Source organism: Pedobacter frigidisoli (assembly GCF_004331675.1).
Taxonomy (GTDB): Bacteria; Bacteroidota; Bacteroidia; order Sphingobacteriales; family Sphingobacteriaceae; genus Pedobacter; species Pedobacter frigidisoli.
On record NZ_SJSN01000004.1, the window covers coordinates 326,492 to 345,755 of the forward strand.

General features: G+C 36.8%; 17 protein-coding genes. 13 read left to right on the forward strand and 4 right to left on the reverse strand.

The window, feature by feature from the left end:
• The first annotated feature begins 282 nt into the window (after positions 1-282).
• A complete protein-coding gene (locus EZ449_RS07110; protein ID WP_131557265.1) occupies positions 283-768 on the forward strand; it encodes a YcxB family protein in 486 nt (161 codons plus the stop codon).
• Positions 769-898: 130 nt separating this feature from the next.
• Positions 899-1,870 carry a glycoside hydrolase family 43 protein gene (locus tag EZ449_RS07115; protein WP_131557266.1) on the forward strand — a complete coding sequence of 324 codons (972 nt, stop codon included), beginning with the start codon at positions 899-901 and terminating at the stop codon, positions 1,868-1,870.
• 245 nt (positions 1,871-2,115) lie between these two features.
• Here EZ449_RS07115 and EZ449_RS07120 read toward each other — a convergent pair whose 3' ends face one another.
• Positions 2,116-4,335, reverse strand: a complete 2,220-nt coding sequence (locus tag EZ449_RS07120; protein ID WP_131557267.1) for an NADP-dependent isocitrate dehydrogenase — start codon at positions 4,333-4,335, stop codon at positions 2,116-2,118.
• Positions 4,336-4,695: 360 nt separating this feature from the next.
• On the opposite strand from EZ449_RS07120, the gene EZ449_RS07125 reads away from it, so the two are divergent.
• The 7 genes from EZ449_RS07125 (at position 4,696) to EZ449_RS07155 (ending at position 13,817) form a co-directional block, all read left to right on the forward strand.
• Entirely contained in the window at positions 4,696-5,901 is a 1,206-nt protein-coding gene (locus EZ449_RS07125; protein ID WP_131557268.1) for an ankyrin repeat domain-containing protein, read from the forward strand.
• A complete protein-coding gene (locus tag EZ449_RS07130) occupies positions 5,898-7,097 on the forward strand; it encodes an ankyrin repeat domain-containing protein (RefSeq protein ID WP_131557269.1) in 1,200 nt (399 codons plus the stop codon). Before EZ449_RS07125 ends, EZ449_RS07130 begins: the two co-directional genes overlap by 4 nt.
• Positions 7,098-7,114: 17 nt before the next feature.
• On the forward strand, positions 7,115-8,455 hold the full coding sequence (locus EZ449_RS07135) for an ankyrin repeat domain-containing protein (protein WP_225872248.1): 1,341 nt from the start codon (positions 7,115-7,117) through the stop codon (positions 8,453-8,455).
• A gap of 107 nt (positions 8,456-8,562) precedes the next feature.
• Positions 8,563-9,654: a tetratricopeptide repeat protein gene (locus tag EZ449_RS07140; protein WP_131557271.1), complete on the forward strand. Its 1,092-nt coding sequence runs from the start codon at positions 8,563-8,565 to the stop codon at positions 9,652-9,654.
• An 8-nt stretch (positions 9,655-9,662) separates the two neighbouring features.
• The gene (locus EZ449_RS07145) at positions 9,663-10,235 is read left to right on the forward strand and encodes a hypothetical protein (protein WP_131557272.1); all 573 of its coding nucleotides are present in this window, start codon (positions 9,663-9,665) and stop codon (positions 10,233-10,235) included.
• 133 nt (positions 10,236-10,368) lie between these two features.
• Entirely contained in the window at positions 10,369-11,691 is a 1,323-nt protein-coding gene (locus tag EZ449_RS07150; protein WP_131557273.1) for a PQQ-dependent sugar dehydrogenase, read from the forward strand.
• Between the two features lie 77 nt (positions 11,692-11,768).
• Positions 11,769-13,817, forward strand: coding sequence for a TonB-dependent receptor (locus tag EZ449_RS07155; protein WP_131557274.1), 2,049 nt, complete (start codon positions 11,769-11,771; stop codon positions 13,815-13,817).
• Positions 13,818-13,867: 50 nt separating this feature from the next.
• Here the strand turns inward: EZ449_RS07155 and EZ449_RS07160 are convergent, their stop codons facing one another.
• Positions 13,868-14,212, reverse strand: coding sequence for a single-stranded DNA-binding protein (locus EZ449_RS07160; RefSeq protein ID WP_131557275.1), 345 nt, complete (start codon positions 14,210-14,212; stop codon positions 13,868-13,870).
• 239 nt (positions 14,213-14,451) lie between these two features.
• Here EZ449_RS07160 and EZ449_RS07165 point away from each other — a divergent pair, with 239 nt between their 5' ends.
• The 4 genes from EZ449_RS07165 (at position 14,452) to EZ449_RS07180 (ending at position 16,363) form a co-directional block, all read left to right on the forward strand.
• Positions 14,452-14,805, forward strand: coding sequence for a hypothetical protein (locus tag EZ449_RS07165; protein WP_131557276.1), 354 nt, complete (start codon positions 14,452-14,454; stop codon positions 14,803-14,805).
• Entirely contained in the window at positions 14,802-15,446 is a 645-nt protein-coding gene (locus EZ449_RS23270; protein WP_131557277.1) for a tyrosine-type recombinase/integrase, read from the forward strand. Before EZ449_RS07165 ends, EZ449_RS23270 begins: the two co-directional genes overlap by 4 nt.
• A complete protein-coding gene (locus EZ449_RS23465; protein ID WP_394347124.1) occupies positions 15,419-15,655 on the forward strand; it encodes a tyrosine-type recombinase/integrase in 237 nt (78 codons plus the stop codon). The genes EZ449_RS23270 and EZ449_RS23465 overlap by 28 nt, the downstream gene beginning before the upstream one ends.
• Before the next feature lie 129 nt (positions 15,656-15,784).
• On the forward strand, positions 15,785-16,363 hold the full coding sequence (locus EZ449_RS07180) for a DUF5063 domain-containing protein (RefSeq protein ID WP_131557278.1): 579 nt from the start codon (positions 15,785-15,787) through the stop codon (positions 16,361-16,363).
• A gap of 307 nt (positions 16,364-16,670) precedes the next feature.
• Here EZ449_RS07180 and EZ449_RS07185 read toward each other — a convergent pair whose 3' ends face one another.
• Both EZ449_RS07185 and tnpC read right to left on the reverse strand, forming a co-directional pair.
• Positions 16,671-17,537, reverse strand: a complete 867-nt coding sequence (locus EZ449_RS07185; protein ID WP_205942955.1) for an IS110 family RNA-guided transposase — start codon at positions 17,535-17,537, stop codon at positions 16,671-16,673.
• A 569-nt stretch (positions 17,538-18,106) separates the two neighbouring features.
• The coding region (tnpC, locus tag EZ449_RS07190; RefSeq protein WP_131557279.1) for an IS66 family transposase at positions 18,107-19,264 on the reverse strand (1,158 nt) is incomplete at its 5' end.

Sequence of the window (19,264 nt, forward strand, 5' to 3'; positions counted from 1 at the left end):
TGTTTTACAAGTTAGTTAATTCACAAAATCATTTGGGCGTGCCCCAAGCTACGCAAGGGTCGGGCTATCCGCTAAATCTTTTATTTTAAAAAATAAAAGGATATCGCTTCTATCCCTCACGCAGAAAAACCCAATTCTATTAGCAAGAAACAAATAAAAAACATTAATTATTACAAACCTTAAAAAAGATAATATCACGTAAATAATTTAGATTAGCTTAAAATTATATTGTATAAATTATTCCCTCATAAGTTCACATATATTTCATAAAATTCTAGTTAAATGACAATAACAATTGATATCACACGTCAAGATTATTATGAACTAAATAAGTTTCATTTTAAACAGACAAAATTAAAAAATACCATAATAATTGGAATTGTCGTAACAACTCTGATTCTATTTTTTGTAAACAAAGATGGATTCGACATCACAATAACGCTATTAATTATTATTGTATGTTCTTTTGGTATTATCTTAGGAATTAATAGAAATCTGAAATCAACAAAAAATTTACCTGATGAGCAGGGCTCAATATTGGGGGAGCGAGTAATTCAATTTACTGATGATAAAATTTCCTATAAGATGAAAAATGCACAAGGAATAAATGAGTGGGATTCAGTTAAAAGCCTAAAAGAAAGTTCAACAGCTTTTTACCTCTACCTTGATACTGCTGTTGCAATTATAATCCCTAAGCGCTATTTTGAGGATGCCGATCAGATAAAAGATTTTAAGATTTTGGTTAACAATAATCTAGTTCATCAATAATATATACCTTTATTTAATGCATTAAGTTGAATTAGATAATCATGAAATAATTAAAACAGCTGGTTGACTATAAATTAGGCATACCACTCCTGTAACTCACGCAAACCCCAAAAATACTTCCCTCTAAATCATGAGAAATCATTTCCTAATCTTCATTATTCTTATTTTAAATTTTAGTAATATTTCAGCAAAAAAATCAATTGAGATTTATAAGAATACCGATACTATCTACGTAGCCGATCCAACAATATTTTTGGATAAAGGTACCTATTATCTCTACGGAACCAGTAGTGATAAGGGATTTGAGGTTTATCAATCTACAGATTTAAAGAAATGGACTGGTCCTGTTGGAAAGAACATTGGTTTTGCCTTATCCAAAGGAGAAAGTTATGGTAGTAAAGGTTTTTGGGCACCACAGGTTTTTAAGCAAGGCGAAAAATACTTTATAGCTTATACCGCAAACGAACATATTGCTGTAGCCGAAAGCGATAATCCACTCGGACCTTTTACGCAGAAAAAAATTAAATCTTTACCTGGTAAAGGACTTCAAATCGACCCCTTTATTTTTGTGGATACAGATGGAAAAACATATCTATATCATGTGAGGCTTGGCAATGGAAATCGGATTTTTGTGGCGGAAATGAAACCTGATTTTTCTGATATTATTCCCGAAACTTTAAAGGAATGCATTACGGCGTCACAACCATGGGAGAACACAGAAAAAACCGGCTGGCCAGTAACCGAGGGACCAACCGTATTAAAAAAAGAAAATCTATATTATTTATTTTATTCTGCTAACGATTTTCGCAGCCCAGATTATGCCGTAGGCTATGCCACATCCAACTCCCCTTTCGGACCGTGGAAAAAGTTTGAGCGTAATCCAATTATCAGTAGAAAAACACTCAATTATAATGGTACTGGTCATGGAGATTTCTTTACCGATCAGAAAGGAACTCTGCAATATGTGTTTCACACCCATTATTCAAATAAGCTGGTTTCGCCGAGGGCAACTGCTATTATTTCTGCTAAGTTTATGAAGCAAAAAGATGGAAGCTTTGAAATGAAAGTTGATCCATCGACTATGCGGTTTTTAACTAAATAATTAACAACAAAATCATCATTAATACTTACGCAATATCTCTAATGAGCGAATTGATTTTAGCTCACAGATTTACGTTATCGACGCAGACTATTTGACTATTTATCAGCGATAATCTCCGAGATCTGCGGGAGAAAAACTATAGCAAAAGGATTAGATTAACATTGGCACCGGAAATCAGTTCAGTGCAAAACAAAAAAAGTCGCAGCAATAACGCTACGACTCCTAAACTTAAAAAAAATATCTACTTACAAAGAAGCTAAAGTAGCATTCAATGTTTCACTCGGACGCATTGCCTTGCTTGCTAAATCATCATTAGGATTATAGTATCCACCAATTTCTTGTGGCTTACCTTGAGCAGCAATTAATTCCTCGTTAATTTTAGCTTCGTTTTCTTGCAATGCCTTGGCCAACGGTGTAAACCTTGCTTTTAAATCAGCATCTTTCGTTTGTGCAGCCAAAGATTCAGCCCAATATAAAGCTAAATAGAAATGTGAACCACGATTATCAATTGTTCCTAATTTTCTGCCTGGAGATTTATCTGTTGCTAAGAATTTAGCATTTGCTTCATCTAGAGCATCAGCTAAAACTTGTGCCTTTGCATTGTTTTGAGTCTGAGATAAATGCTCTAAGGAAGCCTGAAGCGCTAAGAATTCTCCAAGAGAATCCCAACGCAAATAACCCTCTGCTATAAATTGTTCAATGTGTTTTGGAGCAGAACCACCAGCACCAGTTTCGAATAAACCACCGCCATTCATTAATGGAACGATAGATAACATTTTCGCAGAAGTTCCTAATTCTAAAATCGGGAATAAATCCGTTAAGTAATCACGCAAAACGTTTCCGGTTACTGAGATGGTATCTTCGCCTTTACGAATGCGTTCTAAAGTAAATTTAGTTGCCTCGATTGGTGCAAGAATACGGATATCCAAACCAGCAGTATCGTAATCTTTTAAGTATTGATTTACTTTTGCAATGATTTCTCTATCGTGGGCTCTGTTTTCATCTAACCAAAAAACTGCAGGCGTTTCTGATAAACGAGCTCTATTTACGGCCAATTTAACCCAATCCTGAATTGGTGCATCCTTAGTTTGGCACATGCGGAAGATATCGCCCTTTTCTACTTTCTGATCGAAGAAAACCTTACCATCAGCATCGGTAACCTGAATAGTTCCACTCGCTGTAGCTTGGAAAGTTTTATCATGAGAGCCATATTCCTCAGCTTTTTGTGCCATTAAACCAACATTCGGCACTGAACCCATTGTGGTTACATCGAAAGCGCCGTGTGCTTTACAGTCATCAATTGTTGCAGTATAAACACCTGCATAACAACGATCAGGAATTAGAGCGATGGTATCTTCAGGTTTACCAGCTGCATTCCACATTTGGCCCGAGGTACGAATCATTGCCGGCATCGAAGCATCAACAATAACATCACTCGGAACATGCAGATTGGTAATTCCCTTATCAGAGTTTACCATTGCCAATGCCGGACCGTTTTCTATTGTAGCAGCTAATGCAGCTTCAACTTCTGCTTGTTTAGGGTTGCCAGCAATTTTTGCATAAACATCGCCCAAACCATTGCTGGTATCAACGTTCAATTCCTTAAATAAATCGGCGTATTTTGTAAATACATCAGCAAAATAAACTTCTACAATCGCACCAAAAATAAGTGGATCAGAAACTTTCATCATCGTTGCTTTTAAGTGCGCAGATAGTAAAACGTTAGCTGCTCTTGCTTCAATAATTTCTTTGGCAACGAAAGTCTTCAAAGCCGATAAACTCAAAGCCGAACTATCAATAACTTCGCCCGCTTTTAAGGGTGTTAAACCTTTTAATTCCTTTACTGTGCCATCAGCGCCAACAAATTCTATTTTAAATTGAGAAGCTTCAGTTACAGTTACCGATTTCTCTGAACCATAAAAATCGCCCTCAGTCATGCTTGCTACCTTAGTTTTCGAATCTGCAGACCATTTGCCCATAGAATGTGGATTGGTTTTAGCATAATTCTTAACTGCTTTTGGTGCTCTACGATCTGAATTCCCCTCACGCAAAACAGGGTTTACAGCAGAGCCCAAAACTTTTGCGTATTTTAATTTGATTGCTTTTTCTTCATCACTCTGTGCGTTGTCAGGGTAATTTGGAAGTGCAAATCCTTGCGATTTTAATTCGGTAATTGCACCAACCAATTGCGGAATTGATGCAGAAATATTTGGTAATTTGATGATGTTAGCTTCCGGGGTTGTTGCCAAGCCACCAAGTTCGGCTAATGCATCACCAATTTTTTGATCGTCTTTTAAATACTCAGGAAAGTTTGCCAAAATTCTTCCTGCTAAAGAAATATCTCTGGTCTCTACATCAATACCAGCTGATGCGGTAAAAGCTTGTACAATGGGTAAAAGTGAATAGGTAGCCAACATTGGCGCCTCGTCGGTTTTGGTGTAGATAATTTTTGATGTATTTGACATGTTTATATTGATTTTTGCTTTATAAGGTTAATTATGAGATCGATTTAGGTTTGCAAACCGACCAGTTTAAAATCGCCTAAAGATAAAATAATCGATTGAATTAAGGAACACACTAATGTTATTTATGGTTTGCGAAAGATGATAATTTGATATTTTAAAAGTAAGATATTGCGATTTAGGTTTTTTTTATACTTTTATAAACATTATTCCCTCCAAAAATCAACCCCTAATATTTTTGCTGTTTAGATTAATTTATTAACGCTAAATGAATATTTTTTGGTTGATCCATAAACATCTCCTAGTCATTTCCGTTTGTTATTAACACTAAACAGTTGGCACGATAACCGAACTATTACAATTATGAGTGAGCAAACTTTAGAACAACTTTTTAACGCAGGCAACTTTACCGAAGCATCAGCAAAACTTTTAGCGGGAGAGAAACTCCCCAAAACACTTCAACCCCATCAAAAATCGCAAATTTTAGATAATTTGTTTCGGGGCGAGCAGTACGAAATCATTCTTCATTTAATAAAAGATAAAACCATTGAAACCGATATTTATGAGTTTGAAAATTTCGACAGAAGTGTTTTTCAAACGGTGGTAAGGTATTTGAAAACCGATGAGAATGGTTTGGAATTTTTCAAAAATTTTATCTCCAAATTTGATAATTTAAATGATGAGGTTGCTACCCAAACCTTGCTGGGATATTTTTTCGAAAAGCTGGCAGCCGTAGAACTGATCAAAATTTTGGTTGATGCTGGTTGCGATGTGAACTTCAAAACCAATGCAGAGGAAAATTACATCCATTTAGTAGTAAAAAACAATCAAAAAAGATTCGATTTAAATGATAATGAATTAGATAAGCTTCGAAAAAACTACATCGAACTTTTAATAAATGAGGGTGTTGAAGTAGATGGCGAAAACATTGTTCAAAAAACGCCTTTAATTGCTGCGGTAGAGGGGAACAAATCTCATCTTTTATCTTTCCTTTTGGAGCAAGGCGCAGATCCAAACCATGTAGATAAAACTGGGAACTCGGCTTTTTATTATGCTGTAGCAAATCTACAAAGTATGGAAATGTACAATATTATGCGGGCGTTTGCATTGCCACAATTCGACATTGTAAATAAAAATCAGGTTACCTTATTGTTCGAATACACCAGGATGATGTATAATTCTGATAGTGAGTGTGCTTTTTTAATTAAATTATTGGAAGATGGTGCAGATCTCTATCAACCTAGTATTTATTATTCAACAGAAACTACGCCCTTAGATTTAATTGTCGAGAAACCTGCTAGTGTTTTAGAAGCTGTTCTAGCAACTGGACAAGTAGATGTGAATAGGAATGATGATAAGGGGAACAATATTCTACATAAAGTTTGCGCTCAAAATGTAAATTACGAACCTGAAAAGGCAAAGGAAATGTACAGAAAGGTTAAACTTTTAATTGAGCATGGTGCAGATATTTCCGCAACAAATGATCAAGACCAAACGGCTTTAATGTTGGCATCAGACGATAACCTGAAAATAAAAACAGTAGAACTTTTAATGAAGAACGCTCAATGATATTAGAAGAAGCGATAAGAGAAAGGGATTTTTCAAATGCCTTAATTGCGTTAGGTAATGGAGAAAAATTGCCCTCAGATCTTAACATCCATCTGAGGGCAATGCTTTATGAAATTTTAATTGAAGAAAAACAGTTCGATATATTGCATCTTTTTGCCCATCATAAAATAATCGAAACCGATATTTATGAGTATGATAGCTTCGATCATAGTTTCTTTTATGCATTTTTCAACTCTAGGAAAATAGATGATGAACTAAATGATTTCTTCGATGTTTTCGTAGGTCATTTTACCAATATAAACGATGAGATAAAGGGCTACACCTTAATAAGCTATGCATTTATTAAAAGTGCGAATTTAAGAAATATTCAAGCCCTGATCAATTTTGGATGTGATGCCAGTTTCAGAAATCATGAGGATGAAAACATTTTACATCAATTGGTAAAATCTGATGAAGGTATATACCGCATGTCTAGCGAATCATATTACGATTTATTTAAAGCATATACCGATATTTTAATTGGCCAAGGGATTGAAATAGATGAACCTAATACGATAAACGAAACTGCTCTACTTTCTGCGCTTAGGTTTAGAAAAGTAAATTTAGCAACGATCTTATTGGAGCACGGCGCAAATCCAAACCATGTAGATCATGACGGAAACAATGCTTTTTATTACGCCATTATTTGGAATCACAGCCTTGATGCTTATCTAAAACTTAGCGAATATGCCTCACCTGAATTAAATGAAGTAAATAGTTTAGGCCAAACGGTTTTGTTTAACTACGTAACAGAGATTAATTTTGATAGCATGGAGACCAATCAGGCTATTATAAAGCAATTGATTAATGATGGAGCAGATTTGTATAAAGCCGGTAACCGTTACGGAGAGCAAAGAACAACGCTAGATATGGCGGCAGGAAAATCTGTAGAAATACTTCAGGCTATATTGGAAACGGGAAATATAGATTTAAATGCACAAGACTCTCATGGAAATACGCTGTTACACAAGGTTCGTGCTTACAACGTAAACGAAGATCACGACAAGGCGAAAGACACCTATCGAAAAGTGAAACTTTTGCTAGAAAACGGAGCAGACGCGGGCATTAGCAACGATGAGGATAAAACGGCTTTAATGCTCGCATCAGATGATAATTATAAAATAAAAACAGTAGAACTTTTAATGAAACAATCTTAAGGGATAGAAATATGTCGATGTCATTTATCATTGCCTGCGAAAGCGGCAAGCGCAAAATAGCCGAGCTTTTATTGGCAAACAAAGAAGTTGAAGTTGGTTACACCGATGAAAAAGGGAGAACGGCCTTACATTATGCCGCACACCGTGGTTACCTGGATTTGGTACAAATACTAATTAATGAAGGTGCCGATTTAGATTATGGCGATCATGAAGGCGAAACACCATTTTATTTTGCCTGCTTGCAGAAACAGAAACAAACAGCTTTATATCTTTTAGATCAGGGAGCAAAGGTAGATATTAATGATTTTAAAGGAAATAGCTTACTTCATGTTACCGCCCAAAACGGACAAATCGAGGTTTTAGAAAAGCTGCTTGAAAAAGGAATGGAGGTTGATATTGAAAATAATGAGGCACAAACGCCTCTACTTATCGCCACCAGCTATAGAAACAAAGAAATTGTTCAGATGCTTTTAAATCATGGCGCAAACATTAATACCACCGATAAGGATGGAAATTCGCCATTGCTTTTTGCCGTTAAATCGAAGAATACACCAATGGTAGATTTGGTTTTGGATAAAGGCGGCAACATTAATCACGTTAATCATCAAGGAGAATCGGCCTTGCTCATTGCCTGCTACGACGCTAACCGTATGCTCACTAAAATATTGGTCGACAAGGGTGCGGATGTATTTGTATCCTCTAAAAATGGCCTCTCTCCTATTTGGTACGCCTGTGCCAATAACCAAAAAGAGATTGTAGAATTATTTTTAAATAATGGTGTAAATGTAAATTACGCAAAGCCCTTATCAAACAACGATGATTCGATGTATTCGTACCTCGAATGGGTTGAAACGGCAAATAACATATCCATTTCGGCAAGTTTTTCCTTTAATAGTTCTTACGAATATGGTGGCGAAAGTATGTTGCATGTAGCCGCCAAAAGTGGACATTTAAACATGCTTAAATTACTTTTAGATAAAGGAGCTGATGTAAATATTCAAGATGAAAGCGGAAACACCGCCTTACATTATGCCGCTGCAAACGGTAAAAAAGATGTTGTTAAGTTTTTATTGGAAAAATCTGCTGATCCAAGTATTGTAAACGTAAAAGAACAGAAAGCGATCGATTATTCGAACATAAAAGGATTTAATGAGATTACGGAACTGTTATTGAAGTTCGGACCATCGAACTTAACGACAACGGTTAAAAGTTCGACGGGGGAAGCCGCAGCAGAGCCTATAAAAAGCGACATGGCCGCTAAAAAACAAGCCCTAATCGATCTTAAGGAATTATTAGATGCAGGAATTTTATCGCAAGAAGAATTCGATGCAGAGAAAACCAAAATTTTAAAAGGATAAAGTAAATTCAAAATTATTTCAACGGCTCGCTAGAAGCCATTATATTTAGATGAAATTTCTCGAAAGGTTTTAAAGCCAATCAGAGATTTCATCTAAATCAGGCGCTAATGAAAACAATCTCAAAATTATTCTCCCTCCTACTGATCCTTTCCTTTCAAATATCTTTTGCCCAAAGTGCAGAGGATAAGGCTTTGGCAAAATCAAAATCTCAAACGGCCTTTAAGCTCGAGGATGAGGAAGGCAAATTTGATGAGGCCATTAAATTACTCGAAGAATCTCAAAAGCTCGATCCAGATAATATCGATTATCCTTATGAATTAGCCTACGCGTATTCTGGCAAAAAGGATCATCAGAAAGCTGCTGAAATCCTCATCAAACTTTTAAAACATAAGGATGTTTTCGATCAAGTATATCAAACTCTTGGTAATGCTTATGATTATTTGGGTAAACCCGAACAGGCGATGAAAACCTATGAGGCAGGATTAAAGAAGTTTCCAAATTCTGGGAAAATTTATGCCGAACTCGGAAACATGAAACTTAATTCCAATGATTACAATAACGCCATAAAATATTACGAAAAGGGCATTGAAATGGAACCTACTTATGCCGCTAATTATTACAGGGTTTCGAAAATATTTCTCGATTCTGATGAAAAGCTCTGGGGAATGATTTACGGAGAGCTGTTTATGAACCTCGATTGGGCTTCTGAGCGGACGAGGGAAATGAGCAAACTTCTTTTTGATACTTATAAAAGCCAGATCAAAATTAATGGCGACAGTGCAAGTATTGCATTTTCAAAAAATATAGCAATGTCTGCTGATGCTTTTAAAGACCCCAAAAACTTTAAATTGCCTTTTCAAATGATGTATGAGGCCAATACAATTCTGGCTGTTGCAGGGCAGAAGGAAATTAACCTAAAAAGTTTAAATGAAATTAGAACAACATTTCTAAATACCTATTTAAAAGATGGTGGCGATAAAAAATATCCAAATGTGTTGTTCGATTATCAGAAGAAACTACAGGAACTCGATTTTTTGGAGCCCTATAATTATTGGATATTGGGGATGAACGAGGAAATTGAATTTAATAAATGGCAATTGGCCAATAGCTCTAATTGGAACAATTTTATGAAATGGTTCGACCAAAATAATTTAGTGCTTGATGAAACCCATAAATTTTACAGAATCCAATATAAATAATCCCCTATATGTTACGCAAACCCATATTACTGCCCATCCTATTGATCTTATTCGCATTTCTTTATAGCTGTACCCCAAAACTTTATGTAGATGAAGATAAACGTTATGAGGCTGGAACACTCACCGAATTACAAATAGATTCACTGCACCAATTCCTAAAACAGAACGAAAGGTTGAGTTTAAGGGATACCATTATCATCAAGTACGATTTTAATAAAGATGCTTGTTGGAATGAGCTTAGCAACCAAAATGCAGAATTTATCAATAATGTGCGCTGGGCATTTCAGAAGAATATCATCGATAAGGCAGCAAAAAGACCAAAAGTTTCCATTTATCAATATCGAGAAATAGGAGAAAATTTTAGTCAGATAAAATCAAAGGGATTAGAAATAGAAACCGATCCCGGCTTTTTAAAACGCTTATTATTTAAGGAAGCAACATCCTGCGGAACATCGGCCATTGTTTTGCCCGACGGAAAATTTTTACTCGTAAAATCAGACCCACAATTCTCTGCACTCCTATTAAATGCCAAAAGCATTGAAGAAAAATTATATCAAAGTTTGGTTAAAACGGCCAAATAAAAAATCAGCTAGAATTAAAAGGGAATTAACCAAGTGTTTGTTCCTTTTTTATTGGTTGTGCATATTCAAAAACATCTTGTGGCTTTCAATGTTATATTTTCAGAAAATCAATTCCCTATCTAAAATATTCAGCATGAAAAATCACTTTTTTTACACCATTGCACTTTCCTCAGCCATATTATTTGGTTGCCAATCTAATTCCAAATCAGATCAAAAGCAAGGAGAAGAAACCGAGGTGGTTACAGAAACTGGCGAGTTAAATTTGCCAGCTCCAGATACAACTGCCTCAAAAGATAAATTCAGTAAAGTTATTGGCTGGCCAGAAGGCAAAATGCCAATTGCTCCTGCGGGTTTTGTTGTAACCAAGTTTGCATCAGATATTAAAAGTCCGCGGAATACCTATATTGCGCCAAACGGCGATGTTTTGGTTGCCCTTTCCAACTCAGAACGAAGCACTGTTGAAGCTGTTGCGAATACCGTTACAGGGAAAGCAAAATCGGAAGTTCCTGGTAAAAGCGCCAACACCATTTTACTTTATAGAGATGCCAATAAAGATGGAAAACCAGAAACTACGACAACATTTTTAAGTGGGTTGAACCAGCCTTTTGGTATGCTAATTATTGGAGATAAGTTCTATGTAGCCAATACAGATGGACTTTGGCAATATCCGTACAAATCTGGAGACATCAAAATTACCTCAACAGGAAGGAAAATTTTAAGTCTTCCCGCTGGCGGATATAACAATCACTGGACAAGAAACTTGATCACCAATGCTGCTAAAAGTAAAATTTATATCACTGTTGGATCTGGAAGTAATGTAGGTGAAAACGGCATGGAAAACGAGGTGCGAAGAGCGAACATTTTGGAGATCAATCTGGATGGAACTGAAGAAAAAATTTATGCTAGCGGTTTGAGAAATCCTGTTGGAGTAGATTGGGCGCCAACAACGAATATGCTTTGGACAGCCGTTAATGAGCGTGATGGATTGGGCGATAATTTGGTGCCAGATTACATCACAAGCGTAAAACCTGGAGCGTTTTATGGCTGGCCATACGCCTACTATGGTCAAAATGAAGATCCTCGCCAAAAAGATAAGAATCCAGAAATGGTTAAAAAAGCAATAGCACCAGATGTTGCAGTTGGTGCACACACGGCTTCCTTGGGTTTGGCTTTTTACAAGGCAACTCAGTTTCCGGCAAAATATCAGGGAGGTGCATTTATTGGTCAGCATGGCTCATGGAATCGTTCGGAAATTTCAGGTTATAAAGTAGCTTTCGTTCCATTTAAGGACGGAAAACCAACAGGAAAGCTGGAGGATTTTTTAACAGGTTTCGTGGCTGATGTCGATAAGGCTGAAGTATATGGAAGACCTGTTGGCATTACACAAACACCAGATGGCGCTTTATTAGTAGCAGATGATGTTAGCGGTGTTATTTGGAGAGTTGCTGCAAAATAAATTATAAAAAACGACCAGCAAGTATATAAACATTATTTTTATATACTTGATGGCCGTTAATCATTAAATCCCGAAAATTGAAAATATCCTTTACTTATCTTTTTATATTAATTTCATTTGTTTGCCATGCGCAACTTAAAACCGATTCTGTTAAAAAACTGAACGAAGTTGTTGTAAAAGGTTATTACAATACACAACCCATCTTAAGGTCGGTTTCTGCAGTAAGCCTTGTAGATAGCAGCCTGATTAAAAATCAAAATAGCAATTCTTTAGTCAGTACATTTAACACCATTCCCGGGGTAAGAATGGAAGAACGATCGCCTGGAAGTTACCGTTTATCACTTCGAGGAAGTTTGCTTCGTTCGCCTTTCGGGATCAGAAATATTAAAATTTATGTAGATGATTTCCCCTTGACTGATGCAGGCGGAAATACCTACTTAAATTCGATTGATTTCTCTGCCGTTGGTTCAATGGAAATTTACAAAGGACCAGAAGCCAGTATTTTTGGGGCGAATACCGGTGGAGCAGTGCTCATTAATCCACCAAGCTTAAACCAAGATCAGGTTGGCGCATCGATAACTACAGGCTCTTATGGCCTCTTCCACCAAACATTTAACATTCAACATCAATTTAAGAATTACAGCTTTAGTGTAGGTCAAGGTTATCAAAAAAGCAATGGCTATCGCGAAAACAGTGCTATGGATCGAGCGTATTTTCAAACCAAGCACCAATGGAATTATAGTGCTGCTGGCAGTTTAAAGGCTTTTGCGTTTTATAGTGATTTAAGCTACAAAACCCCAGGAGGATTAACAGCCATTCAGCTAGAACAAGATCCAAGGCTTGCCCGCCCTGCTACGCCAACTATTCCTGGAGCAACAACTCAAAAAGCTGCAATTTATAATAAAACTTTTTTTGGAGGGATATCGAATACTTACCAGATCAGTAATCATTTTAAACATGTTATTGCGTTGTTTACTACCTATACCGATTTCAAGAATCCATTCATCACCAATTATGAAAAGCGATATGAAAGCACTTTAGGCTTAAGGACTTTTCTGGAATATGTTAAGGATAACGACAATCTAAAGTTTAGTAGTCAGATAGGTTTAGAAAGCGCCAGCACAAAAAGCCAGATCAAAAACTTTAACAATAGTGGTGGTGAACCAACCACCATTCAAGCTTTCGATCATTTAAGGGCAAATCAAAATTTTGCTTATTTGAGGCTAAATTTCGATATTAATAGCAAGTTATTAATTGAACTGGCATCAAGTACAAACTTTTTTAACTATCAATACGAAAGCTTCTTCCCTATTACGATTGCCGAAAAGCAAAGAAAATTTGATGCACAACTAATGCCAAAGCTTGCCTTATCATATCTTTTAACTAGCGATTTTTCGATCAGAACTTCTGTAAGTAAAGGCTATTCGCCACCAACCATTGCCGAGGTGAGGTCATCAGACAATAATATCAATAATGATTTACAAGCGGAATTGGGATGGAATTATGAAATAGGACTTCGCTACAAAACCAAAGATAATCGATTTTATGCCAGTGGAAATATTTTCTGGTTTAATTTACAAGATGCCATTGTTAGGCGCTTAAATCAAAATGATGCAGAATATTTTATTAATGCAGGTGGAACAAAACAAACAGGAATTGAGCTAGAAACTATGTTTTGGGTCGTAAAAAATACAACCTCATTTTTAACAGGATTGCAATGGAGAAGCAATTACACCTTTAGCCATTTTAGGTTTGATGATTTTGTAAATGGCAATGCTACTTTTAGTGGAAATAAGCTGACTGGAGTTCCTGAGCATATTTTGGTAAACAGCTTGGAATTTAATTTTAAAAAAGGATTTTACTTATTCTTGCAACATAACCATACTTCAGCTATCCCACTAAACGACGCCAATACTGTTATTGCTGGCAAATATGATCTGCTAGAATTAAAGACTGGCATAAGGGCGCTAAAAATCGGCAAAATACCATTTGATATCTTCTTCGGAATTAATAATATCCTTAACGAAAAATACAGTTTGGGCAATGATTTGAATGCGGCAAACGGCAGGTATTTTAATCCTGCAGCTGGCGTAAATTTTTACACTGGCTTATCTGTAAAACTTTAACATTACACCTCCTGCGGTTATAAAAGCAAGAGGTGTAATGATTATTTATTTTAATTTGCTAATTCTATTTCCTTAATGGCCAACTCACTTACTACAATATCAGTAGTAAATCTTTTGGTTCCGTCTTTAGCCTCATAGCTTCCTGTTTGTAATCTGCCTTCTATTGTAAAGCGTGTTCCTTTCTTGATTTGTGCAGCTGCTAAATCTGCTTTTGCATTCCAGAAAGTTAAAGTAAACCATTGCGTTTTTTTAACTTCTTCGCCTGAAGCATTTTTGTAAGATTCATTTACAGCAAGATTAACTCTTGCTAATTTTTGATTGCCTGAAAGAATTCTTAATTCAGCATCTGCACCAGCAAATCCACTTAATACTACTTTGTTAATTACACTTTCCATGATTTTTAAATTTAAGTTTCTAAATATTTAACGAACAGTAATCACCACGACTACCGACAGAACAAAGGTGCAAACAAGAAGAAAAATTAGTCGTACGGTAAATATTTATAGTCGTTTATAAACGTTTATAGACGAATAAGCTTCGTTTAACGCTCTCCAAGGCTATCATTATTATAAAATAAATAGAAATTATTTTTATAAATTTAAAAGATCATCCCATAATATAAAACCAAATTATTATGGAACGCTCCTGCTTAGATTGCGGCATGCCATTAAAAGGCAGGGCCGACAAAAAATTCTGTGACGACGCTTGTCGCAACAACTACAACAATAACCTTAAAATTGGAGATAGCCTTGTGCTTAAGCGCATCAATTCGATCTTAAAAAAGAACCGTTCCATTTTGGCAAAGTTAAATCCAGATGCCAAGGCTAAAACAACTCGAAAGAAATTGCTATCTGCGGGTTTCAACTTCGATTACCATACGCATACCTATCAAACCCAAAATGGTAATACCTATATATTTTGTTATGAATATGGATTTTTGAGCTTAGCTGATGAGGAATTTTTGTTGGTAAAAAGGGAGGAGAAATGAGTGAAACTGTGATTTCTAGAATGGAACAAACCCTAGTTTTAAAAGGTTATAGTAAAAGTACTATAAGAACCTATTTAGGTGAAATGAATTCGTTTTTAAATGTGTTTAAAAACCATAACGCAGATGATTTCGATACGGAAAGAATAAAAGCCTATTTACTTTATTGCATAAAAGTTTTGTTGCTTACCGAAGCTACCATTCATAGCAGAATAAATGCGCTTAAATTTTATTACGAACAAGTATTAAAAAGAGAGAAGTTCTTTATTGAAATACCTAGACCTAAAAAACATCTGCAACTCCCTAAAGTAATTAGTGAAGAAAAAATACTTAGTGGCTTGCTGACAATTGAAAACTTAAAACACAAAACAATCTTATTATTAGCTTATAGCGCTGGCTTAAGAGTTTCTGAAGTGGTTAACCTAAAAATTAAAGACATTAATAGCGATAGGATGCAAATTTTCATCAGCAAAGCAAAGGAAAAAAAAGATAGGATTGTTCCTCTCAGTAATAGAATTTTACCTATGTTAAGAAAATATTATACATTATATAAACCAAAAGTGTGGCTCTTTGAAGCTCAGAATAGAAAAGGTACTCTACTAGAAGTGCACAGATTATTTTTAAAAATGCATTTAAAAATTTAGGCTTACCGGATAATTGTAGCTTCCACAGTTTAAGACATAGTTATGCAACTCACTTACTTGAAAGTGGAACCAACCTGCGTTATATACAAGAGCTATTAGGGCACAATGATATAAAAACCACTTTACGTTATACTCATGTGAGCAAGAACGCGATTGAAAACATAGAAAGTCCGTTAGATAAAATACTGAGAAAAAACGCTGAAAAATGAATTATATTTGGTTTTAAACAATACATAAAACGAAATTCAAAAAAAAGCTTAAAACACTTAACAACAAACACTTACAATAAAAATAATATAAAAATGGATTTCGCCTATTTAAGAGTTAGCACCAATACTATGGCAGACAAACTATCGACAGAAATCAGAGAATTTTTAGAAAGGACTTCTACTCAGACCTTTCTTTTTGCTGCTCGACAATTTGTTGACCTACTTGAAACTGAAAATATCGACAAAGAAATATTTTATTCAAAAACTCATACAGCACTTTTAGACCTTTATTCAGCTGGACACAAACTTGACCTAATCGAATTAAATTATTCATCAGCTGACAGCGACTTTGACCGAGAAACAATTTTTGAGAATAAAAATGTTGGACTTATTTCAGAACTTGGAGCAGAAACATTTTATTGGGAAATTTTCGACCCAACATATTCCGAAAAAGATGGAAAGCCGAATGCTGGCTGGACAATAACTGACAGAGAAGCAAGTCAAGGTTGGTTGGTGGACGACTTCGCAGACATTTATAGAGATTTGAAAATTGAATTAATAAAGATTGAAAAAATACGCACTGACGAAGCAGTTGAAGATGCACTTTGGCAACTAAAATGGAGCTTTACACATCATTGGGGACAACATTGTATTAACGCATTGAGATATTTTCATCACTTTTATTATGATGGTAAACAAACACTCTGACAGAATAAGTACTGGTGCTAACAGGCGTTCCTATGTAAAGCAGTTTTCCTAGAACCAAGTTAATCAATCATTTTAAATATTCCAATAAATGGACATTTGGGGGGGCTAAATTAATGCTCCTCAAACACCTAGATAATCGTTAAGCTCAGGCTCCTATGTGTGGCTGCCCATTTTCATGACACCACCTGCACCCGTATGGTTATATTGATTGTAAAAAACAGCTACCTGCTTGGCGATGTGAAAGCCCAATGCTTCACCACCCCTGTTTTGTAGTCTGGATCTTTGTTTTTTGATGAGCTTTTAACAATTATGTTTCCTGTTGTATATCTTCTTTTTTATGCAATAATATTTGGTAGTTGATCTGGTAAGGTTTCTCCGTTTTTATCACCGATAGAATACGGTTCAGCAGTTTTCTTGCTATCTTCACAATGATGCTTTTTGGGTTCTTGCCAATATGTTTCCGGTAATAGGCCTGCATCTGGGGGTCGAGCCTCAGGGCAACCCAGGCCGCCTCCACAATATAGCTCCGCAACAGCCCACGGCAGCGTGGCGTTACCCCAAATACATTTTCAGTTCCCCCACTGTTGCGCATCATCGGTATCAGGCCAACATAACTTGCAAAACTCGCTTCGTTATTGAATCTCCTGATATTGCCCAGTTCGGCCAGCAAAGCAGAGGCTAGATAACCTCCAATACCGGGAATGCTTTTAAGCAGATAATAATCCTGCTTGTGGTACGTTCTGCAGTAGCTGCGAAGTTCATTGGCCAGCTGAAGATATTCTGTATGGATAAATTCGTAGACACGCAACTTGCTATCCAAACACACCTTGCCCGTGGCAGAATGCCACTCCAGTTCTCTCAGCCAACCCAAAAATGCCTTTGTCCAGTTGGGACTATCAAATGCTTCAGGAATTTTGACGCCCTGATAAAGCAGAAAACTTTTGATGTGGGCTTTTGTAGCACGCAGTTGGCGGGTGATGGCTGCACGATGTCGCAACAGGCTTTTCAGTTCATCCTCACACTCATCTGGAACAAAGATGCCTTTCAGTTCGCCCAATGACAATTGTCTACTAAGGTTGCGGCAGTCAAGCGCATCGGTCTTCTGATAGTATTGTTTATTGTTGGTGGGCACATCTGCGGGGTTTACCACCGTAACCTCCCAGCCCATCTGCATAAAAACCTTGCTGCACTAAAGCCACAGCAGCCCGCCTCGTAGGTTAGTGCCACCTCGTAACCGGGAAAGTGTCTGTTCACGTAATCATAGACTACCGATGGCTCGGATGGAACGGTAAAGTTCTTATGGTCGCTGATATCCGTGCGGATATGTATAGACCAGCTTTTCTTGTGAATGTCGATACCAATGTATAACTTCGGTAAAGCAGTAATTTCTGTTGCCATATTTCAATTGTTTTGGTAGCTAACTAACGTTAGACTACATTGTTTATTGATGGAACGGGATTACTGCTTTTACATGGGTGCTTGGCACAAGCAGGGCTGACGAATAAATTTTGAACATTTGTAATTCTATTTATCTTCGGTAAGTTATTGGGCTGACGTGCTACTATTCCCTGCCTGCTCCAATCCCTAAACCGTTATGTGCAATATTGGACGCATATATAAAGCGCCAAATCCTCCTGACTAAATTTATCATATTAAATTTTAACTTAGCGACAATAAATTAGCTCTTATGAAATCTATTTTGACCTTAAAACATTGTATGCAGCCTATAAAGTACATATTTAATTAACCATTTATATTTTTAAAGTTCTGTGGATACAGGTCTTTAATTTTCTTGTGGTTTATGGACATAATATTTTCCAGCGTGTATTTAAGCCACTTGTAGGGATTAACCTCATGTTTTTTGCAGATCGCAAAGAAAGAATAGATCATTGCTGATCTTTGCGCCGCTTCGTGGCTTCCTGCAAAGAGATAGTTTTTCCTGCCCAGGCTCACCGGTCTTATTGCATTTTCTACCAGGTTGTTGTCGATTTGAAGGCTGCCATCATAAAGGTATTGTTCTCTGATTTTTCGTTCCACAGCATAAAGCTTCTGGATCATCAATAAGGCTTTTTCAGCTCTTGGTTTATCATTATCAAGTGCTTTTTCAAACTCACGTCGGGCATGGGCCCAGCAGGCCAGGTGTATGATATCTTTGCTTTGTGCATATTTTTGGTATACCGCATAGCCATCAGTCTGGAGGTAGCCCTTGAAGCTGCCCAGGATTGGTACAGGCGCACTACTCCCACGGGTAGGACTGTAATCAAATAATACGGTTCCATCCAAGGGAGAATGGTAGACCCAGTAATAACCTTGATGGCAAGCGCCTTTTTTGTCACTATCCATTACCCTTATCGGGGTTTCATCGACTTGTAGATATCCCTTTGTTTTTGTGTGTTTTGTCCAGCCTTCGATTGTGGAAGAAGGGATTTGGATATTCTCCCTGGCGAAGCGCTGCTTCTGCCGGTAAAGGGGAAGGTGGTCCATATACTTGTCGGTAAGTATGGAGGCCAGCAAACCTGCTCCCGGTATTCCCTTATCTATGACACGCTCGGGCAGTTCTGCAATACTTACCCCATCGCCGTTTTTTTCCGCGTATTTGTAGCGGATATAACGCTTGATGAAAAAGCGTGCCGGTTCACATTCCAGTTCCTCTGTAATCTCTTTTCCAATACACACCATTTCTGTAAGATCACCCTGGGGATGGATCTCAATCTCTTCTACGGGAAGGTGGGATGGTAACTTTGCACGTCCATGGTGATTTGGGCGCTTGCGCACATATTCTATCCTTTGTTTGACCTCTTCCTGCTGTAATAAGGTCATCTGAACAGGAGTTTCAAAGGGAAGCATTGCCTGGTTTGGATCACCCTCAAAGCGTTCACGCTTCTGTCCGAACTGCATGCG